Annotated in this window: 20 protein-coding genes, 1 tRNA gene, 1 other RNA gene and 1 pseudogene; 13 read left to right on the top strand and 10 right to left on the bottom strand. The window is 70.0% G+C overall.

Going from position 1 to position 23,960, the window contains the following annotated elements; genetic code table 11:
• A pseudogene (locus tag ACK4LS_RS07760) lies at positions 1-921 on the top strand (hypothetical protein); the annotation flags it as partial.
• Positions 922-1,166: 245 nt separating this feature from the next.
• The gene (locus ACK4LS_RS07755; RefSeq protein WP_409715625.1) at positions 1,167-1,670 is read left to right on the top strand and encodes a DUF3145 domain-containing protein; all 504 of its coding nucleotides are present in this window, start codon (positions 1,167-1,169) and stop codon (positions 1,668-1,670) included.
• Positions 1,671-1,811: 141 nt separating this feature from the next.
• Here the strand turns inward: ACK4LS_RS07755 and ACK4LS_RS07750 are convergent, their stop codons facing one another.
• The 6 genes from ACK4LS_RS07750 to aceE all read right to left on the bottom strand — a co-directional run bounded on the left by ACK4LS_RS07750 (position 1,812) and on the right by aceE (position 9,563).
• Positions 1,812-3,050, bottom strand: coding sequence for a beta-ketoacyl-[acyl-carrier-protein] synthase family protein (locus ACK4LS_RS07750; RefSeq protein ID WP_409715622.1), 1,239 nt, complete (start codon positions 3,048-3,050; stop codon positions 1,812-1,814).
• Positions 3,051-3,118: 68 nt separating this feature from the next.
• Positions 3,119-3,367: an acyl carrier protein gene (locus ACK4LS_RS07745; protein WP_022880558.1), complete on the bottom strand. Its 249-nt coding sequence runs from the start codon at positions 3,365-3,367 to the stop codon at positions 3,119-3,121.
• A gap of 67 nt (positions 3,368-3,434) precedes the next feature.
• Complete coding sequence (locus tag ACK4LS_RS07740; protein ID WP_409715618.1) at positions 3,435-4,439, bottom strand: beta-ketoacyl-ACP synthase III; 1,005 nt, start codon at positions 4,437-4,439, stop codon at positions 3,435-3,437.
• The gene (locus ACK4LS_RS07735) at positions 4,436-5,356 is read right to left on the bottom strand and encodes an ACP S-malonyltransferase (RefSeq protein ID WP_409715615.1); all 921 of its coding nucleotides are present in this window, start codon (positions 5,354-5,356) and stop codon (positions 4,436-4,438) included. Before ACK4LS_RS07735 ends, ACK4LS_RS07740 begins: the two co-directional genes overlap by 4 nt.
• Before the next feature lie 180 nt (positions 5,357-5,536).
• The gene (locus ACK4LS_RS07730) at positions 5,537-6,832 is read right to left on the bottom strand and encodes a PucR family transcriptional regulator (protein WP_409715612.1); all 1,296 of its coding nucleotides are present in this window, start codon (positions 6,830-6,832) and stop codon (positions 5,537-5,539) included.
• A gap of 4 nt (positions 6,833-6,836) precedes the next feature.
• Positions 6,837-9,563, bottom strand: coding sequence for a pyruvate dehydrogenase (acetyl-transferring), homodimeric type (gene aceE / locus ACK4LS_RS07725; protein ID WP_409715609.1), 2,727 nt, complete (start codon positions 9,561-9,563; stop codon positions 6,837-6,839).
• 263 nt (positions 9,564-9,826) lie between these two features.
• On the opposite strand from aceE, the gene ACK4LS_RS07720 reads away from it, so the two are divergent.
• Entirely contained in the window at positions 9,827-10,375 is a 549-nt protein-coding gene (locus ACK4LS_RS07720) for a hypothetical protein (protein WP_409715606.1), read from the top strand.
• An 18-nt stretch (positions 10,376-10,393) separates the two neighbouring features.
• On the top strand, positions 10,394-10,522 hold the full coding sequence (locus ACK4LS_RS07715; protein ID WP_409715603.1) for a hypothetical protein: 129 nt from the start codon (positions 10,394-10,396) through the stop codon (positions 10,520-10,522).
• Positions 10,523-10,525: 3 nt separating this feature from the next.
• Here the strand turns inward: ACK4LS_RS07715 and ACK4LS_RS07710 are convergent.
• Positions 10,526-10,598: transfer RNA gene (locus ACK4LS_RS07710), tRNA-Val, on the bottom strand.
• A 238-nt stretch (positions 10,599-10,836) separates the two neighbouring features.
• Between ACK4LS_RS07710 and ACK4LS_RS07705 the strand changes: the two genes are divergently transcribed.
• The 5 genes from ACK4LS_RS07705 (at position 10,837) to ACK4LS_RS07685 (ending at position 14,713) form a co-directional block, all read left to right on the top strand.
• Positions 10,837-11,565, top strand: a complete 729-nt coding sequence (locus tag ACK4LS_RS07705; protein WP_409715600.1) for a zinc ribbon domain-containing protein — start codon at positions 10,837-10,839, stop codon at positions 11,563-11,565.
• Between the two features lie 15 nt (positions 11,566-11,580).
• Complete coding sequence (locus ACK4LS_RS07700) at positions 11,581-13,287, top strand: bifunctional 3'-5' exonuclease/DNA polymerase (RefSeq protein ID WP_409715597.1); 1,707 nt, start codon at positions 11,581-11,583, stop codon at positions 13,285-13,287.
• Between the two features lie 28 nt (positions 13,288-13,315).
• An RNA gene (gene rnpB / locus ACK4LS_RS07695) (RNase P RNA component class A) lies at positions 13,316-13,681 on the top strand.
• Positions 13,682-13,984: 303 nt separating this feature from the next.
• The gene (locus ACK4LS_RS07690; protein WP_409715595.1) at positions 13,985-14,314 is read left to right on the top strand and encodes a hypothetical protein; all 330 of its coding nucleotides are present in this window, start codon (positions 13,985-13,987) and stop codon (positions 14,312-14,314) included.
• 108 nt (positions 14,315-14,422) lie between these two features.
• Positions 14,423-14,713 (top strand): hypothetical protein, encoded by a 291-nt coding sequence (locus tag ACK4LS_RS07685; protein ID WP_409715592.1) that lies wholly within the window; start codon positions 14,423-14,425, stop codon positions 14,711-14,713.
• Between the two features lie 62 nt (positions 14,714-14,775).
• Here the strand turns inward: ACK4LS_RS07685 and ppgK are convergent, their stop codons facing one another.
• A complete protein-coding gene (ppgK, locus tag ACK4LS_RS07680; RefSeq protein WP_409715589.1) occupies positions 14,776-15,561 on the bottom strand; it encodes a polyphosphate--glucose phosphotransferase in 786 nt (261 codons plus the stop codon).
• Positions 15,562-15,657: 96 nt separating this feature from the next.
• Here ppgK and ACK4LS_RS07675 point away from each other — a divergent pair, with 96 nt between their 5' ends.
• The 3 genes from ACK4LS_RS07675 to ACK4LS_RS07665 are packed head-to-tail and all read left to right on the top strand — an operon-like array spanning position 15,658 to position 20,229.
• Positions 15,658-15,861: an SPOR domain-containing protein gene (locus tag ACK4LS_RS07675; protein ID WP_409715586.1), complete on the top strand. Its 204-nt coding sequence runs from the start codon at positions 15,658-15,660 to the stop codon at positions 15,859-15,861.
• 26 nt (positions 15,862-15,887) lie between these two features.
• Positions 15,888-17,228, top strand: coding sequence for a type I glutamate--ammonia ligase (gene glnA, locus ACK4LS_RS07670; RefSeq protein WP_094734545.1), 1,341 nt, complete (start codon positions 15,888-15,890; stop codon positions 17,226-17,228).
• Between the two features lie 10 nt (positions 17,229-17,238).
• Positions 17,239-20,229, top strand: a complete 2,991-nt coding sequence (locus ACK4LS_RS07665) for a bifunctional [glutamine synthetase] adenylyltransferase/[glutamine synthetase]-adenylyl-L-tyrosine phosphorylase (protein ID WP_409715582.1) — start codon at positions 17,239-17,241, stop codon at positions 20,227-20,229.
• Positions 20,230-20,255: 26 nt separating this feature from the next.
• On the opposite strand, the gene ACK4LS_RS07660 is transcribed toward ACK4LS_RS07665, so the two are convergent.
• Positions 20,256-21,950, bottom strand: coding sequence for a long-chain-fatty-acid--CoA ligase (locus ACK4LS_RS07660; RefSeq protein WP_409715579.1), 1,695 nt, complete (start codon positions 21,948-21,950; stop codon positions 20,256-20,258).
• 138 nt (positions 21,951-22,088) lie between these two features.
• On the opposite strand from ACK4LS_RS07660, the gene ACK4LS_RS07655 reads away from it, so the two are divergent.
• Positions 22,089-22,403 carry a DUF2277 domain-containing protein gene (locus ACK4LS_RS07655; protein WP_409715576.1) on the top strand — a complete coding sequence of 105 codons (315 nt, stop codon included), beginning with the start codon at positions 22,089-22,091 and terminating at the stop codon, positions 22,401-22,403.
• Positions 22,404-22,498: 95 nt separating this feature from the next.
• Here ACK4LS_RS07655 and glnA (ACK4LS_RS07650) read toward each other — a convergent pair whose 3' ends face one another.
• Positions 22,499-23,923: a type I glutamate--ammonia ligase gene (glnA, locus tag ACK4LS_RS07650; protein WP_409715573.1), complete on the bottom strand. Its 1,425-nt coding sequence runs from the start codon at positions 23,921-23,923 to the stop codon at positions 22,499-22,501.
• Positions 23,924-23,960 lie beyond the last annotated feature (37 nt).

The raw sequence follows: 23,960 nt of genomic DNA, 5'->3' as shown, positions 1-23,960 counted from the left end.
CAGCGCCCGGTCAGCGCGGTGCGGCACGATCGAGGGGTGGCGAACAGACGCAGCACCCGGCGACCGCGCACCGCACGGGCGCGGCTCCTGCGTCGACGCCGCATCACGTTCGGTGTCGTGACGGCGGCGCTCATGGGGCTCGTCGCGCTCGCCGTCATCCCCCTCGTCTCTCTCGTGGGGGAGTGGAACCGCGCGTGGAACGTCGAGGCCCAGCGCGAGGCCGTCGATCTGCGCTCCTTCGACCCCGGAACCCTCATCGCCGACGACGACTTCTACGACGCCGACGCCCTCACCGCCGAGCAGATCCAAGCGTTCCTCGACGACCAGGTGGGGGAGTGCCGCACCGACACGTGCCTCGCGCACCTCCGAACGAGCCTGCCCGCGCGGGGTCCGATCGTCGCGGACGCCACGGGCGAGACGGTCTGCGAGGGCTACGACGGGGGTGAGTTCTCGGCCGCCGAGATCATCGACCGTGTGCAGCGGGCGTGCGGCATCTCGGCGAAGGTGATCCTCGTGACGCTGCAGAAAGAGCAGAGCCTGGTCTCGGGCCGTGTCGCGCGCGCGCCGAGCCCCGAACAGTTGGGAGCCGCGATGGGCGCCCGGTGCCCCGATGACGCGTCCTGCGACGCCGGCGTCGCCGGCTTCGCCGCGCAGGTCGCCCAGGGCGCGACCGACCTCAAGTCCTACAGCGCGTCCGACTTCATGCGACAACCCGGCACGCACTACATCGCTTATTCGCCCGACCCCGCGTGCGGCGGCACCGACGTCACGATCACGAACGAGGCGACGGCTGCGCTGTACAACTACACGCCCTACCAACCGAACCCGGCCGCCCTCGCGGCCCGCTGGGGCACGGGGGACTCCTGCTCGGCGTACGGCAACCGCAACTTCGCGCTCTACTGGGCGCTGTGGTTCGCGTGACGCCCGCCTCCTCATCCGGCGCGTGATCTTCTGCGGGGCCGCGGGAAGCTGACGCGCCGAGATCTGCGTCCCCTCTCACGAGACGGCGGCGCTCGCGGCGGGCACCGCTTCACCGCCCACTCGGCGCGCCGCTCATCACAGTGTTGTGATTTCGTTATGCACGGGCGATAATGGCCGAGCAACCGAACACTCGCCACACTCCATCACAGGTCGTAGGGGAAGACGTACCTGACGAAGGAGAGACCATGGCGATCACGTCTTCGCGCGGAGTGATCCTGATCCACTCCGCGCCCCGCGCGTTGTGCCCCCACCTCGAGTGGGCGGTGGGACGCGCCCTCGGCCGTGCCGTCAACTTCGACTGGGCCGAGCAGCCCGTGCTGATGGGCAGCCGCCGCGCGGAGTTCTACTGGGAGGGCCCGGTGGGAACCGGAGCCGCGCTCGCGAGCGCCATCCGCGGGTGGGAGCACCTCCGTTTCGAGGTGAGCGAGGATCCGACCCCGCGCAGCGACGGCGGTCGCTGGATGCACACACCGGGGCTCGGCATCCACTACGCCCAGACCGACGCCGCGGGCAACGTCGTGATCGGCGAGGACCGCGTGCGCTACGCGATGGAGGTCGCCGCGGGTGACTCGTTCGAGCTGCAGCGCGAGCTCGACATCGCCCTCGGCTCCGCGTGGGACGAGGAGCTCGAGCCGTTCCGCCACGCGGGCGACGACCAGCAGATCGTCTGGCTGCACAAGGTCGGATAGACCGTCGGGCGGGGAGGCGCCATTACCGGAGGTCGGTGATCGCCCCCGGCACCGGGACCGCGTATCCCACGCCCGACACGACGAAGGCCCCTTGGCATCCCCGATCGCAGTCGGGGGGATGCCAGGGGGCCTTCGTTCGTCTCAGACCGAGGCGATCGCGACGACGGCGTTGTGACCGCCGAAGCCGAAGGAGTTGCTGATCGCGAGCTGGTCGCTCGCGCCGAGCTCCACGGGCGAGCCGGAGAGCGCGAACGGGACCTCGGGGTCCTGCTCGGTGAGGTTGATCGTGGGCGGCGCCACGCGGTTCTGCAGCGCCAGGACGGTGAAGATCGCCTCGAGCGCCCCGGTGCCGCCGAGCAGGTGACCGGTGGAGGCTTTCGTCGCCGACACGGGGATCTCGTCGACGCGGTCGCCGAACACGGCGCGCAGCGCCTTGTACTCGTTCGGGTCGCCCACCGGGGTCGAGGTGGCGTGCGCGTTGATGTGCGTGACGTCGTCGGCCGAGGCGCCGGCCATCTCGAGAGCCATGCGCACGGCGCGCGCAGCACCTTGACCCTCAGGGTCGTTGGCGGTGATGTGGTAAGAGTCGGCGGTGACGCCGCCGCCCACGATCGAGGCGTAGATCTTGGCGCCGCGGGCCTTGGCGTGCTCCTCGGTCTCGAGGATCAGCACGCCGGCGCCCTCGCCCATGACGAAGCCGTCGCGGTCGACGCTCGCCGGGCGCGACGCCGTCTCGGGCGAATCGTTGCGCTTGGACAGCGCCTGCATCGAGGCGAACGACGCGATAGTGATCGGGTGGATCGCCGATTCGGTGCCGCCGGCGATGACGACGTCGGCCAGGCCGTCACGGATGTGCTGCACGGCGTTGACGATCGACTCGGTGCTCGACGCGCAGGCCGAGGCCACCGTGCGGGCGAACGCGCGGGCGTTGAAGTGCAGCGAGAGGTTCCCGGCCGCCGCGTTGGGCATGAGCATCGGGACCGTCATCGGCATGACCCGGCGCGGGCCCTTCTCACGCAGGGTGTCCCACGCGTCGAGCAGGGTCCAGACGCCGCCGATGCCGGTGGCGAAGTCGACCCCGAGGCGGTCGGGGTCGATGTCGGGCGACCCGGCGTCTTCCCAGGCCTCCTTGGCTGCGACCATCGCAAGCTGTGACGAGGGGTCGAGCCGCTTGGCGACCGGTCGCTCGAGCACGGTCTCGGGACGCACGAGCGCCTCGGCGGCGAAGGTGACGGGCAGGTTGTACTGCTCGACCCACTCGTGTTCGAGGGAACGGGCGCCGGAGGTTCCGGCGAGCAGGGCGGACCAGCTCTCGGGTGCCGTACCGCCGATGGGCGAGGTGGCTCCGATGCCGGTGACGACGATGCGGGGTGTGCTCATGAGCGATGAATCCTTGGTGCGGCCGACGGGTCGTGACCGGTGGGGGCCGGAGCCCCCACCGGGAGGTGTCAGGACTGGTTCGACGTGATGAACGTCACGGCGTCGCCGACGGTCTTGAGGTTCTTGACCTCGTCGTCGGGGATGGTGACACCGAACTTCTCCTCGGCGTTGACGACGATCGTCATCATCGAGATGGAGTCGATGTCGAGGTCGTCGGTGAACGACTTCTCGAGGGCGACCTCGTCGGCCGAGATACCGGTCTCGTCGGTAATGAGCTCGGCAAGGCCGGCGAGAACCTCGTCGTTGGTGAATGCCATGATGTCTCCTGTTTCTTGGGGGCGGGCCTGACAGGCCCCGATCAGTCTAGAGTTCGACGACGCTGCGTCAGGGGAGGACGACGACCTGCGCGCCGAACACGAGTCCGGCGCCGAAGCCGATCTGCAGCGCCAGGCCGCCGCTGAGCTCGGGGTGCTCCTCGAGCAGGCGGTGGGTGGCCAGGGGGATGGATGCCGCGGAGGTGTTGCCCGTGGTCTCGATGTCGCGGCCGATGACGACCGTCTCGGGGAGACCGAGCTGCTTGGCGAACTCGTCGATGATGCGCATGTTCGCCTGGTGGGGCACGAAGGCCGCGAGGTCTCCCGGCTCGATGCCGGCGGCCTCGATCGCCTGACGAGCGACCTTGACCATCTCCCAGACCGCCCAACGGAACACCGTCGGGCCCTCCTGACGCAGGGTGGGCCAGGGCGCCGTGCCGTCGCGGAACTCGTTCAGCGTGGCGTTCATGCCCACGGCATCCGCCTTCGAGCCGTCGGAGCCCCAGATGGTCGGGCCGATGCCGGGGGTGTCGCTGGGACCCACGACCACGGCGCCGGCGCCGTCGCCGAGGAGGAACGAGATGCTGCGGTCCGTGGGGTCGACGATGTCGCTGAGCTTCTCGGCGCCGACGACGACGACGTGCGTGGCCAGGCCCGCCCGCACGAGCGCGTCGGCCTGGCCCACGCCGTACGCGAAGCCCGCGCACGCCGCGTTGACGTCGTAGGCGGCGGCGGGGTTCGCGCCGATGCGGTCGGCCACGATGGCCGAGGCGGAGGGCGTCTGCTTGGGGTTGCTGATCGTGGCGACGATCACGGCGTCGATGTCCGCGGGGGCGACGCCGGACTTCGCGACGGCCTCGCGCGCGGCCTCGGACGCCAGGTCGATGGCATTCGTCTCTTTGTTCGCGCGGACGCGCGTGACGATGCCGGTGCGCTGGCGGATCCACTCGTCGCTGGAGTCGATCGGGCCGACGAGGTCGTCGTTGGGCACGAAGTTCTCGCCGCGCGCGGCTCCGTACGCGTAGATGCGGGTGTGCGCCGCTCCCTGCAGCTGGCGGATGGTGGGGGTGCTCATGCCTGCTCTCCCTTCAGGAGTGCGACGGCCGCGTCGAGGTCGTCGGGGGTCTTCACCGCGACGGTGGGGGTGCCGCGCAGCGCTCGCTTGGCCAGGCCCGTGAGGGCGCCGGCGGGCGAGAGTTCGATGATGCCGGTGACGCCGTGCGCGGCGAACGACGCCATGCAGCGGTCCCAGCGCACGGGTGAAGCGACCTGGGCGACCACGAGATCGAGGGCGCGACGGCCCTCCGACACGACCGAGCCGTCGGAGTTGGTCCACAGCGTCGTGTCGGGGTCTGCGACCTCGACGTCGGCGGCGGCGGCGCGCAACGTCGCGACCGCCGGCTCCATGAAGCGGGTGTGGAAGGCTCCTGCCACCTGCAGGGGGATCACGCGGGTTCCGCGGGGCGCCTCGGAGGCGAGCTCGGAAAGGGCGGGCAGCTCACCGGCTGCCACGATCTGACCGCCGCCGTTGTAGTTCGCGGGCGTGAGGCTCAGCGCCTCGAGACGCTCGAGTACGACCTGCTCGTCGCCGCCGACGACGGCGCTCATGCCGGTCTCGACCGCGGTCGCCGCCTCGGCCATCGCGCGGCCGCGCAGACCCACCAGGCGCAGCGCATCGGCGTCGCTCAGGACCCCGGATGCCGCCAGCGCGGCGATCTCGCCGACCGAGTGCCCCGCGACCCCGGCGACGGGCGTTCCCGCGCGGTCGTTCAGCGCAGCCCACGACAGCAGGCTCGCGGCGACGATGAGCGGTTGGGCCACGCTGGTGTCGCGGATCCGATCGGCGTCCCACTCGGTGCCCGCGGCCACCAGGTCGACGCCGGCCTGCTCGGAGAAGGCGGCGAGACGCTCGCGCGCTCCGTCGAGCTCGAGCCACGGTGAGAGGAACCCAGGGGTCTGCGACCCCTGCCCGGGGAAGACGGCGATGATCACCGTTCCATCCTGCCAAGGATCGGGCGCGCTCTTCTGGAGATATCGACACAGATATGCGGCGTGTCTTTGTGCGCGCCGTGCATCAGCCGTCGCCCCGCACGTCGAGTGTCCGAGAAACGCCGTACGGCCGTGCGGCCCCTCGGCGTGTCCTGGACACTCGACGGGTGGGTGCGGCGCGGATCAGCGGTGCGCGGCGGGGCGCCGGTTCGCGGGCCCGCGGCGTCGCGTGGCATCCGTGCCGATCGAGCCGAGGATGAGTGCCGTCTGCAGGATCAGCGCCTCGCGGGGGCCGGTGGCATCCCAGCCGATGACCTCCGACACGCGCTTCAGGCGGTACCTCACCGTGTTGGGGTGCACGTACAACTCGCGAGCGGTCGCCTCGAGCGAGCGCCCGTTGTCGAGGTAGCTCCAGAGGGTGGCCACGAGATCGGCGCTGTGCGCCTGCAGTGGGCGGTAGACGCGATCGACCAGGGTCTGCTTGGCCACGACGTCACCGGCCAGGGCGCGCTCGGGAAGCAGGTCGTCGGCCTCGACCGGGCGCGGAGCGTGGCGCCAGGCTCGTGCGACGGCGAAACCGGCCAGGGCCGCGCGGGCGCTCTGCCCCGCGTCGACGAGGGCGGGAACCGCGGGGCCGAGCACGAGGTGCCCCGATCCGAAGCCCGGCTCGAGCCGCTTGGCGATGTCGGTGAAGGGCAGTTCGGTGTGCTCCTCACCTCCGCCGCGCGCGGGGAGGTCGGCGCGTCCCAGGACGAGCACGAGGCGCGAGCCCTGCACGCCGATCAGTACGTCGACGCCGAGTTTGCGCGCGGTGCGACGCACCTGGTCGACGTCGAGCTGCGGGGGAGTGGTGCCCACCAGCACCGCGACCTCGCCGTGGCCGTGCCAGCCGAGGGCGGCGATGCGGCTGGGGAGCTCGTCGTCGGCCTCGCCGGTGAGGATCGAGTCCACCACGAGGGCCTCGAGGCGCGCGTCCCACAGGCCCCGGGCCTCGGCGGCGCGCGCGTAGACGTCGGCGGCGGCGAAGGCGACCTCGCGCGAGTACGACAGCATCGCCTCGCGCACCTTCTCGCTGCGGCCGGCGACGCGCTCCTCCATCACCTCGACGGTCACGCGCACGAGCTGCAGCGTCTGGGTGAGACTCACGCTGCGCAGCAGCTCGCGGGGAGCGGCGGCGAAGATGTCGGCCGCGATCGCCGGAGTGGATGCCGGCTCCTCGAACCACTGCAGGAACGAGGTGATGCCGGCCTGGGCGACGAGGCCGACGGCGGAGCGCCGCGCGGGCGGCATCTCGGCGTACCAGGGCAACGTCTCCTCGAGGCGCTGGATGGTCGCTGTGGCCAGATCGCCCGAGATCCGGCGCAACCAGGTGAGGGTGTCGGCCTTCTCCTGCGCCGCGTCGTCGATGTGCCGCTGAGACCGGTCGGGCCCGGCCCCGCCCGTGGAGGCGGAACCGGGCCCGTCGGTGGAGGTGATCACGTGATCAGGCCTCGCCACCCGCGTTGCCGCTGGTGCCGGCGTTGACGTCGTGCAGGCGGTACTTCTCGATGGCCTGACCGACGACGGCGCGGTCGATCTTGCCTTCATCGGCCAACGCCTGCAGGGCGCGCACGACGACCGAGGGGCCGTCGATCTTGAAGAAGCGACGAGCCGCTGCACGGGTGTCGGAGAATCCGAAGCCGTCGGCGCCGAGCGTCCAGTAGTTCTGCGGAACCCACTGGCGGATCTGATCCTGCACCGCGTGCATCCAGTCGCTGACGGCCACGACGGGGCCCTCGGCCTCCTTCAGCTTGTCGGTGAGGTAGGCCACACGGGGCTCCTCGTCGGGGTGCAGGAAGTTGTGCTCGTCGGCGGCCAGGCCGTCGCGACGCAGCTCGCTCCACGAGGTGACCGACCACACGTCGGCCACGACACCCCAGTCGTCCTTGAGCAGACGCTGGGCTTCGAACGCCCACGGCACACCGACGCCGGACGCGAGCAGTTGCGTACGGGGACCGTCGCCCGAGCCGGCGGAGATGTGGTGGATGCCGCGGACGATGCCGTCGACGTCGACCCCCTCGGGCTCGGCCGGCTGGACGTAGGGCTCGTTGTAGACGGTCATGTAGTACATGACGTTGGGGTCGGGGTGCTTTCCGCCGTACATGCGCTCGATGCCCGAGCGCACGATGTGCGAGATCTCGTACCCGTAGGCCGGGTCGTACGACACGGTCGCGGGGTTGGTGGACGCCAGCAGCTGCGAGTGGCCGTCGGCGTGCTGCAGCCCCTCGCCGGTCAGCGTGGTGCGACCGGCCGTGGCGCCGATGATGAAACCGCGCGCCATCTGGTCGCCGGCGGCCCACTGGGCGTCGCCGGTGCGCTGGAAGCCGAACATCGAGTAGAAGACGTACACCGGGATGAGCGGCTCGCCGTGCGTCGAGTACGCCGTCCCGGCCGCGGTGAACGCCGCGAGGGCGCCCGCCTCGTTGATGCCGACGTGGATGATCTGGCCCTGCGGGCTCTCCTTGTACGCCAGCAGCAGCTCGCGGTCCACGGAGGTGTAGTGCTGACCCTTGGGGTTGTAGATCTTGGCCGTCGGGAAGTACGCGTCCATGCCGAAGGTGCGCGCCTCATCGGGGATGATCGGCACGATGCGGTGACCGAAGTCCTTGACCCGCAGCAGGTCCTTGAGCAGACGCACGAAGGCCATCGTGGTGGCGATCTCCTGCGTGCCCGACCCCTTCTTGGGCAGCGCGTACGCGGCATCCCCCGGAAGCTCCAGGCCCACGTGCGTCGTACGACGCTCGGGCAGGAACCCGCCGAGCGCACGGCGACGCTCGAGCATGTACTTGATGGTCTCGTCCTGCTCGCCGGGGTTGTAGTACGGCGGCTGGTACGGGTTCTCGTCGAGCTGCGCGTCGGTGACGGGGATGTCCATCGCGTCGCGGAACGACTTGAGGTCGTCGAGCGTCAGCTTCTTCATCTGGTGCGTGGCGTTGCGGCCCTCGAAGTGGGGGCCGAGGCCGTAGCCCTTGATCGTCTTGGCGAGGATGACGGTGGGCTGGCCCTTGTGCTCCTTCGCCGCCTGGAAGGCCGCGAACACCTTGCGGTAGTCGTGACCGCCGCGCTTGAGGCCCCAGACCTGCTCGTCGGTGTAGTCCTTGACGAGCTCGAGGGCCCGCGGGTCGCGACCGAAGAAGTTCTCCCGCACGTACGCGCCGTTCTCGGCCTTGTACGTCTGGTAGTCGCCGTCGGGGGTGCTGTTCATGAGGTTGAGCAGCGCCCCCTCGGTGTCGCGGGCGAGCAGGTCGTCCCACTCGCGTCCCCACACGACCTTGATGACGTTCCACCCGGCGCCACGGAAGAAGCTCTCCAGCTCCTGGATGATCTTGCCGTTGCCGCGAACGGGGCCGTCGAGACGCTGCAGGTTGCAGTTGATGATGAAGGTCAGGTTGTCGAGACCCTCGTTCGCCGCCACCTGGAGCTGGCCGCGGCTCTCGACCTCGTCCATCTCGCCGTCGCCGAGGTAGGCCCACACGTGCGAGTCGGAGACGTCTTTGATGCCGCGGTTGGACAGGTACTTGTTCGACATCGCCTGGTAGATGGCGTTGATCGGACCGAGACCCATCGACACCGTCGGGAACTGCCAGAACTCCGGCATGAGACGGGGGTGGGGGTACGAGGGGATGCCGTTGGGCGCAGCGGACTTCTCCTGGCGGAAGCCGTCGAGCTGCGCCTCGGTGAGGCGACCCTCGAGGAAGGCGCGGGCGTAGGCGCCGGGGGAGGCGTGGCCCTGGATGAAGATCTGGTCTCCGCCGGAGGGGTCGTCGAGACCGCGGAAGAAGTGGTTGAAGCCCACCTCGTACAGCGCGGCCGACGAGGCGTAGGTCGAGATGTGGCCGCCGACGCCGATGCCGGGGCGCTGCGCGCGGTGCACGGTGACCGCGGCGTTCCAGCGGATCCACTTGCGGTAACGACGCTCGAGCTCCTCGTCACCGGGGAAATCGGGCTCGTTCTTCGGCGCGATCGTGTTGATGTAGTCGGTGGTCGGAACCATCGGCACGTTGAGGTGCAGTTCCTTCGAGCCCTTGAGCAGGCTCAGCATGATCTCGCGAGCGCGAGCCGGACCCTTCGCCTGGACCAGCTGGCGCAGGGATTCCTGCCACTCCCCGGTCTCTTCCGGGTCGCTGTCCTGCGGCCCCTGCGAATACGGATCCTGGTCGTGAACAGTCACGGAAGACCTTTCGTCGTCTGGCAGGTCATGCCAGAGAATCGCCATACGAGTGCGGCAACCCTTGTCTGCTCCGCACAATCAACCAGCGTCCAGCCTAGCGAGTCAGGGCGACATCGGGTGCGCTCACGACACCCGGTGCGCCGTCACGTCGCGCCGACCTCTCGACATCGAGACGCCGTCGGCACGTCCCGACCGTTGGAACCCGGATGCCGGACGTGCCACGCCGCCCGGTCAGGCGAGGCGCGCGGGTCTAGCCTGAGGCCGTGAGCACGCAGGACCCCACCGCGTTCCGCACGCGGCCCGAGCATCGCTGGCCCGTCCTCATCGCCCTCGCGGTGGGCACGGGGCTGTACGCCGTCCTGCCCGGTGAGGCCTCCGGCATCCTGCGGTACGTCGTCGTGGCCGCCGGCGTGCTGTGCGCCGTGCCGATGGTGGTGACCAACCCCTCCCGGTTGACCAGGGACTCCCGGGTCGGGCGCGGGTTCGCTCTGGCCTTCACGGCGGTGCTCCTGCTGGCGAACCAGGTCGCGCTCTTCCTGCTGATCCAGCAGCTGCTGCAGGGGCAGGGGAGCGGTTCCTCCACGCTTGTCGGCGCCGCCCAGGTGTGGGCGATCAACGTGATCGGCTACGCCGTCGTGTACTGGGAGATGGACCGGGGCGGCCCGATCGCGCGCCGGCGCGACCCCCGGGCGGAGCTCCCCGCGGCCGACTTCCAATTCCCCCAGGACTCCGACCGCGACGCCGTGAGCGAGGTGGCGAGACGCTCCTCGGACGTCGCGGACTGGGCGCCCGGGTACGTCGATTACCTCTAATTCTCGGCATCCAACGCCATGGCGTTCAGCCCCACCGACGTGATGCCGCTCACGGGCCGCGCGAAGCTGTTCATGATGGCGCAGGCGATGTCGGGCTTCATCCTGCTGGCGCTCGTGATCGCGCGCAGTGTGAACGTCTTGAACTGAGGGTGGGCCCTGCCGGGATCGAACCGACGACATCCACGGTGTAAACGTGGCGCTCTACCAGCTGAGCTAAAGGCCCGGGCTGCCACCAGTCTACCGCCGCGCCCCCGCCGCCCCCGCCGCCCCGCTTCGACGCCGAGATCGCACGTCCCTCGCGAGATGACCGGCCATTGCGGCGAATCGCGGGTCATCTCGGCCGGGGCGCATGATCTCGGGGCTCCGGGCGGACGGCGCGCGGGCCGCGGCGCGCGGGCGGCGGGTGGCGCGGACGACGACGCGTGCCGCCGATGTCGGACCCCCGGGGTAGCGTGGGACGCGTGAATGCCGATCCCGCCGACCAGCGCAAACTGCTCGACCTCGCCGACCTCGACGCCCGCATCCGGCGCGACGAGCGCGTGGCGGCGAACCCGCCGCAGGCGGAGCGCGTCCGCGAACTCGTTTCGCAGCGGGCGACCCTTTCTCAAGAGCTCGGCACGCGGGCCAACGCCCGCGACGACATCAACGCCGAGATCGCGCGGCTCGAGTCCGACGTCGCCGTGGTCGACGCCCGCATCGCGCGCGACACCGAACGCCTCGCCGCCTCGACCAACCCCAAGCAGGCACAGGGGCTCGAGAGCGAGCTCGTCTCCCTCCAGCGCCGCAAGGGCGACCTCGAAGACACGGAGATCGCCCTCATGGAGCGCCTCGAGGCCGCCGACGCGGCCGTCGCGGAGCAGCAGGCGGTGATCGCCGAGACCAACGCGCTCGGCGCGCAGCTCAGCGCCGAGGCCAAGGCCACCGTCGCCGACGCCACCACCCGTCTCGAGGGTGCCCGTCGCGACCGCGCCGCCGTCGCGGCATCCGTCCCCGCCGATCTCCTCGCCCTGTACGAGCGCCTCGACGCGCGCGGCAACGGTGCGGGTCTGCTCCGCGCCGGGGCGTGCGAGGCCTGCCGCATGGTCCTGCCGCCGAGCGACCTCGCCACCGTCCGTCGCGCGCAGACAGACGAGGTCGTGTTCTGCCCCGAATGCGGCGCGATCCTCGTGCGCACCGAAGAATCGCGATGACCCACACCGGCGTCCGTGGTCTCTGACACGGTCGTCGTCGGACGCACGGCCGACGGACGGTTCGCCCTCGTCGATCCGAACGCCGAGAAGGCTTCGCCTGCCTCCTCCGAGGTGACAGCCGAGCACCTCGCCGACGCCATCGCCGCGCGCGAGTCCGCCGGCGACGTGCGTTGGGTGTGGGCCGACACGGCGCAGCTCTACGCGCGCCTTCTCGACGCCGGGATCCGTGTGGCCCGCGTGTGGGATCTGCGACTCGTGCACGGCATCCTCCGCGACGCGCATGCCGTGGGCGACGATCACGGCCTCCGCGCACACACGGAATGGGATGCCGGAGCACCGGCGGCCACGACCGGTGACACGCTGTTCGACCTCGGTGACGCGGCATCCGGCGTTCCCGAGGACGTCGACGCCGCCCTCGCGGAGCATCGTCGCCAGGTCGCGGCGATCGCGGCCTCGTCCGCCCCGGGAGCGCTGCGACTGCTGTGCGCCGCGGAGTCGGCGGGGGCGCTGATCGCCGCCGAACTGCACGCGGCGGGGATGCCGTGGAGCCGACGCGCACACGAGGGTCTGCTGGAGCGCGAGCTCGGCGCCCGCCACGGAGGAGGACACCCCGCGCGGATCCAGCAGACGGCCGCCGTCGTGCGCGACGCCCTCGGCGACCCCGCGGCCTCGCTCGACTCGCAGCCGCGTCTGCTGCGGTCGCTGCACCGCGCCGGACTCCTCGTGCAGTCGACGAGTCGGTGGGAGCTGGCCGAGCACGACCATCCCGCTGTCGCTCCGCTGATCGCCTACAAGAAGCTGATGCGGCTGTACACCGCGAACGGGTGGGCCTGGCTCGACGAGTGGGTGCGCGACGACCGGTTCCGCCCGGTCTACGTCCCCGCGGGCGTCGTCACGGGCCGCTGGGCGTCGTCGGGCGGTGGGGCGCTGCAGATCCCGCGGTCGCTGCGCACGGCCGTTCGCGCCGACCCCGGCTGGACCCTCGTCACCGCGGATGTGGCCCAGCTCGAACCCCGGGTGCTCGCGGCGATGGCCCGCGACACGGCGCTGGCCGAGGCGGCATCCGGGCGCGACCTCTACGCCGGCATCGTCGAGCGGGGCGCCGTGGGCAGTCGCGCCGAGGCGAAGCTCGCGATGCTCGGCGCGATGTACGGCGCCACCACCGGCGAGAGCGGTCGTCTGCTGCCGCGCCTTCGCCGCACGTTCCCGCGCGCGATGCAGCTCGTCGACGACGCGGCCCGCACGGGGGAGAACGGGGGAGTGGTCCACACCTGGCTCGGGCGCACCTCGCCGGCCGCGGGGGAAGCGTGGCAGCACCTGCAGTCGCTCGCCAGCGACACCGCGGCATCCGGGGTCGACGAGACCCGCGCACGACGCTCCGCCCGCGATCGCGGGCGCTTCACCCGGAACTTCGTCGTGCAGGGTACGGCCGCCGAGTGGGCGCTCGCGTGGCTCGCCGACCTGCGCGCGCGTCTCGCCGCCCTCCCGGAGGTGGATGCCACCCGCGCGGCCCCGGCGTCGGGTCGTGTCTTCGCACGGGTTCCGCATCTGGCGTTCTTCCTTCACGACGAGATCGTCGTGCACACGCCCCTCGAGCACGCGGATGCCGTGGCCGACGCGGTGCGGGAGTCCGCGGCATCCGCGGGTCGGCTGCTGTTCGGGACGTTCCCGATCGACTTCCCCCTCGACCTGCGGATCGGCGAGACGGCCGAGAAGGGCTGAGCCGCCCGCGTAGACTCGAGGGTGCGAATGGGTCGGCTGGACGGTCGCGTCACGGGTTCGCCCGTGCCGAGGAACGTCCGGGCTCCACAGGGCAGGACGGTGGGTAACGCCCACCCGGAGCAATCCGCGAGACAGTGCCACAGAGAGCAGACCGCCCGCGCCTCGCGGCGCGGGTAAGGGTGAAAGGGTGGTGTAAGAGACCACCGGGGGTCGTGGTGACACGACCCGCCAGGTAAACCTCGTCCGGAGCAAGGCCAGACAGGGGATGCAGACGCGGCTCGCCGAGTCCCCGGGTAGGCCGCTGGAGCGGCACGGCAACGTGTCGCCGAGAGAGATGACCGTCCACGGGGTTTCGACCCCCGGACAGAACCCGGCGTACAGGCCGGCCCATTCGCACCCTCCGCCGCTTCGCCGGCGTCCTCCCATACCGGCGTATGCCAGCGCATCCGAAACGGGGGCCGAATCTCACCCGCGTTCGCCGGGGCTCGGAGAAGCTCTCGCTCTCGGTAACGTCTGACCGATTCGAGCCCGTCCGAGGCTCGCGGACATGAACGGTCGCCATGGCTCTTCGTCCTCTCGCTGGTTCCTCGCTTCTCGCTCTCCTCATCGCTGTCACCCCGCTGGGTGTCGCATCCCGCGGTGCAGCTGATCCGGCGCCGGACGACGTCTGCCCGTCAGGGGTAAGGCAGGTCGCCGGATGACCGAACTCGATTTCGCTGGACCCATCGCGCGTGAATTCGAAAGCGGCATGCTGGAGTCTCTTTCGCTCGATCGGATGACATTCGGGAGCGACGGCGTAACGATCGAATTCACCGCACATGAACTCTTTCCCGGACGGTTCCGCCCTCATGTCCCACTGCCGCTGCGCCCGCATGATCGGCTGTGGGATCTCTACGACGATCTCGCTACTGACATCGACGAATGGACCCGATGGGGAATCGCGGTCCCTCTCCGAGAGGCTCACGAGACTCAAGCGCTCTCAGAACGAGCGGGCGACGACGGTGTCGTAACTCTCGAAATGCCCTGAGCGAACGGACTAGCGCCGTCCCGCTGAAAATCGGCGACGATCTGCTGGCCAGACGAGTGTCGGACATATGTTCTACACTCGAGCACGGCCGGGGAAGGGGTCCGGTGCATGGGGTCGACGAGAGTCAGCGACGAGATGGTCGCGCGGGTGCTGGCATCCATTGCTCCCTGCACGCTGCAGCCCGAGACCTGGGGTACCCGTCCGGTCGAGTGGTACACGCAGAAGCGCCCGGTGTGGGCGTGGGTCACGTGGCCCAACCGCGCTGCGACACGCGAAGCGGCCTGGGCGACCGGCGGAAACGACCGGGTCGTCATGCTCGAGGTGCCCTGCGAGGGCGGCCACTGGGCGCCCGTGGTGTGGCGCAACGCCGTCAGCGTGCGTCAGATCGACGCGGCGTGATCACCGATGCGAGGCGGCCACGCCCCACGTCGCGAGCGACCGGATGCCACGGCCGCGGCGCCTCACTTCACCGCGGGCAGCGCCTCCGGCACCGGCACGGCAAGGGATGCCGCTCCGATGATGCCGGCGTTGTTCCGGTGCTTCGCGGGGACGATCGGTGCGCGCGATTTCAGGAGCGGGAGGAACTTCTCGGAGTGCTTCGACACGCCCCCGCCCACGACGATGAGATCGGGGCTGAAGAGGAACTCGACGTAGTCGTAGTACCACTGCAGACGCTTCGCCCACTTCTCCCACGGCAGTTCCTCGCGCTCCATGGCGGAGTAGGCGGCGTAGTGCTCGGCGTCGTTCTTGTGCCCGGCGCGCTGCAGGTGCCCGAGTTCACTGTTCGGGACGAGGACGCCGTCGTAGATCATCGCGGATCCGATGCCCGTGCCGAGCGTCGTGAGGATGACGAGACCGTCGATCCCCTTCGCCGCGCCGTAGCGCACCTCGGCGATGCCGGCGACGTCGGCGTCGTTGGCGAAGTGGATGTTTCGCGACAGGCCCTGCTCGAAGAACTTCTCCGCCTCGAAGCCGATCCACGCCTTCGACACGTTGGCGGCCGAGAGGGTGCGTCCGCCCTTCACGATCGCCGGGAAGGCGACACCGAGAGGGAGGTCGGCCGGTGCCTCGAGGGTCTCGAGCACCTCCTTCACCGCGGCCAGCACGTCGGCCGGTTCGGCACCGGCGGGCGTGGACACCTTCACGCGGTCGCTGATCAGCTCACCGGCATCCAGATCGACGATCCCCGCTTTGATGCCGGTTCCGCCGATGTCCACTCCGACCGCACGAGACGCATTCGTTGCCATACCCCTCAGCCTATCCAGGCGCGCGGTCGGGATCAGTAGGATCGGGGGAGCAGCGGCGTTCTGCGCCGACACGCGCGACCCAGGTGAGGAGCCATCGTGAGCGACGACAAGAAGTACTGGTACAACCTCGAGACCGGCGAGGTCGAGCAGGGCTTCGAGTCGCCCGCCGTCGATCGCGCGGGCCCCTTCGACACCGCGGAAGAGGCCGCTCGCGCCCCGCAGCTGATGAAAGAACGCGCTCAGAAGTGGGCCGAAGAAGAACAGGCTCGCGACGACTGGGGCTCCGGCTCCGACCGCTGACGGCCCACCGAGACGAGGGATTGACGATGGACAAGCAGCGCGATTTCGTCCTGCGAACGATCGAGGAACGCGGCGTCAAGTTCGTGCGCCTGTGGTTCACCGACGTGGTCGGGACGCTGAAGTCGGTGGCAATCGCCCCCGCCGAGGTGGAGGGCGCCTTCACCGAGGGGCTGGGCTTCGACGGCTCCGCGATCGAGGGGCTCACGCGCTCCTACGAATCCGACCTGCTCGCCCACCCCGACCCCACGACGTTCCAGATCCTGCCCTGGCGTGGCGAGATCGACCCCACGGCGCGCATGTTCTGCGACATCACCACCCCCGACGGCCAGCCCGCCGTGGCCGACCCGCGCCACGTGCTCAAGCGCACGCTCGCCAAAGCCGCTGACGCCGGGTTCACGTTCTACACGCACCCCGAGATCGAGTTCTACCTGCTCAAGTCCTCGCAGCTCGGCGCCGACGGCCGCCCGCAGCCGGTCGACTCGGCCGGCTACTTCGACAACGTGCCCGGCGGGACGGCTCACGACTTCCGCCGTCGCTCGGTGCGCATGCTCGAAGACCTCGGCATCTCGGTCGAGTTCAGCCACCACGAGGGCGGCCCCGGTCAGAACGAGATCGACCTCCGCTACGCCGACGCCCTCACCACGGCCGACAACATCATGACCTTCCGCACGGTGGTGAAGGAGGTCGCGATCGAGCAGGGCGTGTACGCGACGTTCATGCCCAAGCCGATCAGCGGCCAGCCCGGAAGCGGCATGCACACGCACCTCTCGCTCTTCGAGGGCGACATGAACGCCTTCTACGAGGAGGGCGGCCAGTACCAGCTGTCGAAGGTCGGTCGGCACTTCATCGCGGGTCTGCTGCGTCACGCGAACGAGATCTCGGCCGTGACGAACCAGTTCGTCAACTCGTACAAGCGCCTGTGGGGCGGCGACGAGGCACCCAGCTTCATCTGCTGGGGCCACAACAACCGCTCCGCGCTCGTGCGCGTGCCGCTGTACAAGCCCAACAAGGGCCAGTCGACGCGCGTGGAGTACCGCGCGCTCGACTCGGCGGCCAACCCCTACCTGTCGTACGCCCTCATGCTCGCCGCCGGCCTCAAGGGGATCGAGCAGGAGTACGAGCTGCCCGCCGAGGCCGAAGACAACGTCTGGTCGCTCACCGACGCCGAGCGTCGCGCCCTCGGGTACGCGCCCCTGCCGGCGAGCCTCGACCACGCCCTCGAGTACCTCGAGGAGTCGGAGCTCGTCGCCGAAACCCTCGGGGAGCAGGTGTTCAAGTACGTTCTGCTCAACAAGCGTCGCGAGTGGCAGCAGTACCGCGCCCAGGTGACGCCGTTCGAGCTCGCGAGCAACCTCGAAGCACTCTGACGGTCATCCGATGACCTCGGGCGACCGCACGACCGCGCTCACCGCCCTCGCCCGAACCGGCTTCTCGAGGCTCACCGAAGCAGACATCCTGCTCGGAGAGCTCGAGGAGTCGGTCGGGGTGAACCGGCCGGATGCCATGCAGCTCGCGCAGCGCGTGGCCGACCCCGACCGGGCGCTGCAGGCGATCCTGCAGGTGGCCCGGCGCGACGTCGCCGCAGTCCGGCGGGCGGCCGCCGATGCCGGAGCGTGGCGTGCCCTGTGGGACATCGTGGGCGCGTCCGACGGCTTCGCCGAGTTCTACCTGCGCCACCCCGAAGAGCTCGCACACCTCTCCGGCGCCGGGCTCACCGTGCCGGACGAGTCGGCCATGCGCGCCGAGCTGCTGGCATCCGTGGGTGATGTCGACGGCTTCGCCGCGGATGCGACGGATGCCGCCTGGGTCGCCCTGCGCGTGCGCTACCGGCGCCTGCTCGCCCGCATCGCGGCGTACGACCTCGGGCAGGACGACCCGGCCGGCGCCATCGACATCGTCTCGACGGCGCTCGCCGACCTGGCCGGCGCGGCGCTCGAGGCCTCGCTGAGCGTCGCGCGCTCGCGCCTGTCGGGGACGGGCCCGGGCTCGTTCGCGCCGGAGCAGATCGCGGCCACGCGCTTCGCCATCATCGCCATGGGCAAGACCGGGGCCCGCGAACTCAACTACGTCAGCGACGTCGACGTGATCTTCGTCGGCGGCTCGTCCGACGAAGAGGTCGTGTCGGAGGCGCGCGCGATCGACATCGGCACGCGGCTCGCGGTCCAGACCATGCGCGGCATCTCAGGGCCCGAGATCGAGCCGCCGCTGTGGGAGGTCGACCCGAACCTCCGTCCCGAGGGTAAGCAGGGCGCCCTCGTTCGCAGCCTCGCCTCCCACCAGCAGTACTACGACCGGTGGGCGAAGAGTTGGGAGTTCCAGGCGCTGCTGAAGGCCCGCGCCATCGCCGGAGACGCCTCGCTCGGCGCCGAATACGTCGCCGCGGTGCAGCCGCTGGTGTGGCACAGCGCGGCGCGCGAGAACTTCGTCGAGGGCGTGCAGCGCATGCGCGAGCGCGTGACCGACCACATCCCCTCCGCGGAGGTGAACCGGCAACTCAAGCTCGGGCCCGGCGGCATCCGCGACGTCGAATTCACGGTGCAGCTGCTGCAGCTCGTGCACGGGCTCACCGACGAGCGCATCCGCCAACGCGGCACGCTCGAGGCGCTCGACGCCCTCGTGGCCGAGGGCTACATCGGCCGCACCGAGGCCGAGGCGTTCGGTCGCGACTACCGACTCCTGCGCCTGCTCGAGCACCGCCTGCAGTTACGTGGGCTCCGCCGCACGGCGCTGCTGCCCGAGAAGGACGACGATCTGCGGGTGCTCGCTCGCGCCTCGCGGCTGGCCGATTCGGCAGCCGGGGTGCAGGCGGTGTGGGAGGGCATCAAGCGCGAGGTGCGCGACATCCACGTGCGCCTGTTCTACCGCCCGCTCCTGTCGGCGGTGGCGGCGCTGCCCGAGGGGGAGCGCACCCTGTCGACGGAGCAGGCGCGCGATCGCCTCGCTGCGATCGGCTTCCGCGACCCGGCGGGAGCCCTCCGCCACATCGCGGCGCTCACCAGCGGGCTGAGTCGCAAGGCCACCATCCAGCGGCACCTGATGCCGATCATGATCCGGTGGTTCGCAGACGGCGTGGATCCCGACTATGGCCTGCTCGTCTTCCGCCGCATCAGCGAGCGACTGGGCAACACCCCGTGGTTCCTCCGGATGCTGCGCGACTCGGCGGGCGCCGCCGAAAGTCTCACCCGGGTGCTCTCGGGGTCGCGCTACATCGGCGAGCTGATGGAGTGGATCCCGGAGTCCGTCGCCTGGCTCGACGACGACGCGCTGCTGCGCCCGCGCTCGGGGAAGGCGCTCGAAGACGAGGCCCGCGCGATCCAGACGCGCTGGCAGAACATCGATGACGCGATGCGATCCGTCCGCGCGCTGCGCCGCCGCGAGATGCTGCGGGTCGCCATGGCCGCCGTGCTCGGGACCGTGTCGCTCGAGGAACTCTCCGACGCCCTCACGACCATCACCGAGGTCACGATCCAGGCGACGCTGCGAGCGGTGCGCCGGGTGGTCGTGCCGCCGGAGGACGACGACCTCGATTTCGCGATCATCGCGATGGGTCGCTTCGGGGGGCGCGAGATCGGATTCGGGTCGGATGCCGACGTGATGTACGTGTACCGTGCGAATGGCGTCGACCCCCAGCGTGCAAGCCAGTTGGCGCTCAAGATCGTCGCGGGCCTCCGCGAGCACTCGGAAGATCACCGCCTTCCGCTCGACCTCGATGCCGAACTGCGCCCGGAGGGCCGCAGTGGGCCGCTCGCGCGGTCGATCGATGCGTACGCCGAGTACTACCGCCGCTGGTCGCTGTCGTGGGAAGCCCAGGCCCTCCTGCGCGCGCGGGGCGTCGCGGGCAGCGTCAAGCTCATCGGAGCGTTCATGCAACTCGCCGACGAGCTGCGCTACCCGGTGACGGCCGACCAGAACGGTCTGCGCGAGATCCGCCGCATCAAAGCACGCGTCGAGAACGAACGGTTGCCGCAGGGCGCCGATCCGGCGCGGCATCTCAAACTCGGCCCTGGTTCGCTCAGCGACGTGGAGTGGCTCGTGCAGTTGCTGCAGTTGCAGCACGCCCGCGCGGTGCCCGCGATGCGCACGACCTCGACGCTGTCGGCCCTGGATGCCGCCGTCGAGGCCGGCCTCGTCGACTCGGATGCCGCTCACAAGCTCGCGGCGGCCTGGCACCTGGCCAGCCGCCTCCGCTCCGCGAACACCCTGCTGTCAGGACAGACGAGCGACGTGCTGCCCGCCGACCGTCTGCGACTCGACGGCATCGGTCGCATCCTCGAGTACCCGCCGCGCTCCGCCACCCAGGTCGAGGAGGATTACTTCGGCGCCACTCGACGGGCCCGACGTGTCTTCGACAAGCTCTTCTACGGCTGAGCGGGTTCTCGCATCCGCCCGCCGGCCTACGACATGAGTCGCTCGCGCACCTCTCGTCGCAGCACCTTGCCGATGAGCGATCGCGGCAGATCATCGACCACGACGATGCGCCGCGGAACCTTGTAGGCCGCCAGGCGCGTCTTGCAGAAGTCGCGAATGGCTTCGGGCTCGACCTCGACGCCGTCGCGGAGGACGATCGCCGCCGCGACGTCTTCTCCGCCCGACGACTTCGGCAGCGCCACGACCGCCGCGCCGGCGATGTCGGGGTGCGAGGTCAGGACGTCCTCCACCTCGCTGGGGGAGACGTTGAAGCCGCCGGTGATGATGATCTCTTTGAGGCGGTCGACGATCGTGACGAAGCCGTCGTTCGAGACCGATGCGATGTCGCCGGTGCGCAGCCAACCGCCGTCGAGCAGCGTCTCGGCCGTGTCGGACGGCCGGTTCCAGTACCCCTGGAAGACCTGCGGTCCGCGCAGCAGCAGTTCGCCGGCCTCGCCGAGCGGCAGATCGGTGGTGGGGTTCTCGGGGTCCACCACACGGATGTCGGTACTCGGGAACGGCACGCCCACCGTGCCGGGTCGACGCGACGGTCCGATGGGGTTGCCCAGGGCGACGGGGGAGGACTCCGTCATCCCGTACCCCTCGACGAGGAGACCACCCGTAGCGGCCTCCCACCGGTCGACGGTGGCCACGGGGAGGCTCATCGCGCCGGAGATCGCGAACCGCACGCTGGTCAGGTCGATCGTGCCGCGCGCGGCGGCACGCGCGAGCTGGTCGTAGATGGGAGGGACGGCGGGGAGGAACGTGGGCGGGCTCTTCTTCGCCGCTGCGGCGACCAGATCGAGGTCGTACTTGGGGAACAGGACGAGCTTGGCCCCGATGCTCATCGCGAAGGTGAGGCAGAGGGTGAGTCCATAGGCGTGGAACAGCGGCAGCACGCCGTAGAACGTCTCTTCGCCGTCGCGCAGGCCCGGGACCCACGCCCGCCCCTGCATGGCGTTGGCGCGGAGATTCGCGTGCGTCAGCACCGCCCCCTTGGGGCTGCCGGTCGTGCCGCTGGTGTACTGCAGAAGGGCGATGTCGTCGAGCGCGGGCCCGTGGTGCTTCCGGGCGAGCGTGCCGTGGGTCAGCAGCCTCTTCCAGGCCAGCGGCCGCTTCGAGGTCGGAGTGGCCGTGAGCTGTGCGCGCGCGGTACGGGCCTCGGCCACCGGAAGGCGCAGCGCCAGCCGTTTGCCCAGTGGCAGCGCCTCGGTGATGTCGACGCTCACCACGTGCTCGAGCGCGAGGTCGGAGGGGAACTCGGCGACGGTGTCGGCGAGCTTGTCCCACACGATGGCGAACCGCGCCCCGTGGTCTTCGAACTGGTGGCGGAGCTCGCGGGGGGTGTAGAGCGGGTTGTGTTCGATCACGATCGCGCCCAAGCGCAGCGCCGCGTAGAAGGCGACGACGTGCTGCGGGGAGTTCGGCAGCACCAGAGCCACACGGTCTCCGGGTCGCACCCCCAGACGGCGCAGACCCTCGGCCGCCCGGGCGACCTGCTCACCGAGTTCGCGGTAGGTCGTCGGCGCACCGAAGAACTCGAGCGCCGTCTTCTTCCCGTAGCGCTCCACGGAGGCGTGCAGCATCTCGGGCAGGGTCTGGGCGGGGGCATCGATCTCGAGCGGCACGCCCTCGGCGTACGAGGTCGACCACGGACGCGAGGCGTAAGGGGACTCCGGCATGCTCCCATCCTCGCGTGCCCCACCGACATCGCGGCGGAGGTTGACCTGAGGGGATGCCGGGAAGCAGTCGCACCGCGTCCACCCGGTCCGACGCGGCGACCCTCGCGCGCCGCGCGCGAGAGGCCTAACCTGTCGGGCATGTGCCGCAACATCGTGCCCCTGCACAACTTCACGCCCCCGGCGACGGATGCCGAATGCCACGACGCTGCGCTGCAGTTCGTGCGCAAGATCGTCGGCACCACGACGCCCTCCCGCGCCAACCAGGACGTGTACGACCGCGCCGTCGCGGAGGTCTCCGCATCCGTCCGCCAGCTGCTGGACGATCTCGTGACGAGCGCCCCGCCGAAAGTGCGCGAGCTCGAGGCGGCGAAACGACAGGCCCGCTCCGCCGAGCGGTACGAGGCGATCCGCGTGTTCCAGGAGCAGAAGCGCGCGGCGCGAACGACCGGCTGACGTGCCGGGCCCCGGCATCCGTCGACTCCCACCGAAACGACGGCGCCCGCCCCCGCGAAGCGGCGGGGACGGGCGTCGTCGTGACGATCGGGCGGTCAGACCCCGAAGTACAGCTCGTACTCGAAGGGGTGCGGACGCTGGGCGATCGGCTGGATCTCGTTCTCGATCTTGTACTCGATCCAGGTGTCGATGAGCTCCTGCGTGAAGACGCCACCGGCGAGCAGGAACTCGTGGTCGGCGCGCAGGGCCTCGAGCGAGTCGAGCAGCGAGTTCGGAACCTGCGGGATGTTCTTGGCCTCTTCGGCGGGGAGCTCGTAGAGGTCCTTGTCGACGGGCTCGTGGGGCTCGATGCGGTTCTTGATGCCGTCCAGACCCGCCATGAGCTGCGCCGCGAACGCGAGGTACGGGTTGCCCGAGGCGTCGGGCGCACGGAACTCGATGCGCTTGGCCTTGGGGTTCGAACCGGTGATCGGGATGCGGATGGCCGCGGAGCGGTTGCCCGCCGAGTACACCAGGTTCACCGGCGCCTCGAAGCCCTTCACCAGACGGTGGTAGCTGTTGAGGGTCGGGTTGGTGAAGGCGAGCACGGCGGGGGCGTGGGCCAGCAGACCGCCGATGTACCAGCGGGCGATGTCGGAGAGCCCGCCGTAGCCGGTCTCGTCGTAGAACAGCGGCTTGCCGTCGTTCCACAGCGACTGGTGGGTGTGCATACCCGAACCGTTGTCACCGAACAGGGGCTTGGGCATGAAGGTCGCGACCTTGCCCCACTCCTCGCAGGTGTTCTTCACGATGTACTTGAACTTCAGGATGTCGTCGGCCGCGTGCACCATCGTGTCGAAGCGGTAGTTGATCTCCTGCTGACCGCCCGTACCGACCTCGTGGTGCGAGCGCTCGAGCACGAAGCCCGCCTCGATCAGCTTGAGGGTGATGTCGTCGCGCAGATCCGCGGTCTTGTCGACCGGCGAGACGGGGAAGTATCCACCCTTGTAGGGCGTCTTGTTGGCGAGGTTTCCGCCCTCTTCCGCGCGGCCCGTGTTCCACGCGCCCTCTGCGGAGTCGACCGAGTAGAAGCTCGAGTTCTGCTTCACCTCGTAGCGGACGTCGTCGAAGATGTAGAACTCGGCCTCGGGGGCGAAGAACGCGGTGTCGGCGATACCGGTCGAAGCGAGGTACTTCTCCGCCTTCTTCGCGACCTGACGCGGGTCCTTGCCGTAGATCTCACCGTTGCGCGGGTTGTAGATGTCGAAGATCATGACGAGGGTCTTGGCCTCGCGGAACTGGTCGACGTAGGCGGTGGTGACGTCGGGGATGAGCTGCATGTCCGACTCGTGGATGTTCGCGAACCCGCGGATCGACGAGCCATCGAACAGCTGTCCGACGGTGAAGAACTCCTCGTCGACGGTCGAGGCGGGGATGTTGAAGTGCTGCTGCACACCAGGAAGATCCGTGAAACGGATGTCGAGGAACTTGACGTCCTCGTCCTGGATGAACTTCAGCACCTCGGACGAATCTTTGAACATGAAGACTCCAGAGGTAGAACATTCGGGATCGTGCCGG

It is taken from the genome of Microbacterium sp. (assembly GCF_046295495.1).
Lineage (GTDB): Bacteria > Actinomycetota > Actinomycetes > Actinomycetales > Microbacteriaceae > Microbacterium.
Note: the sequence above shows the minus strand (reverse complement) of the source record. Positions and strands in the feature narration are given on the sequence as shown.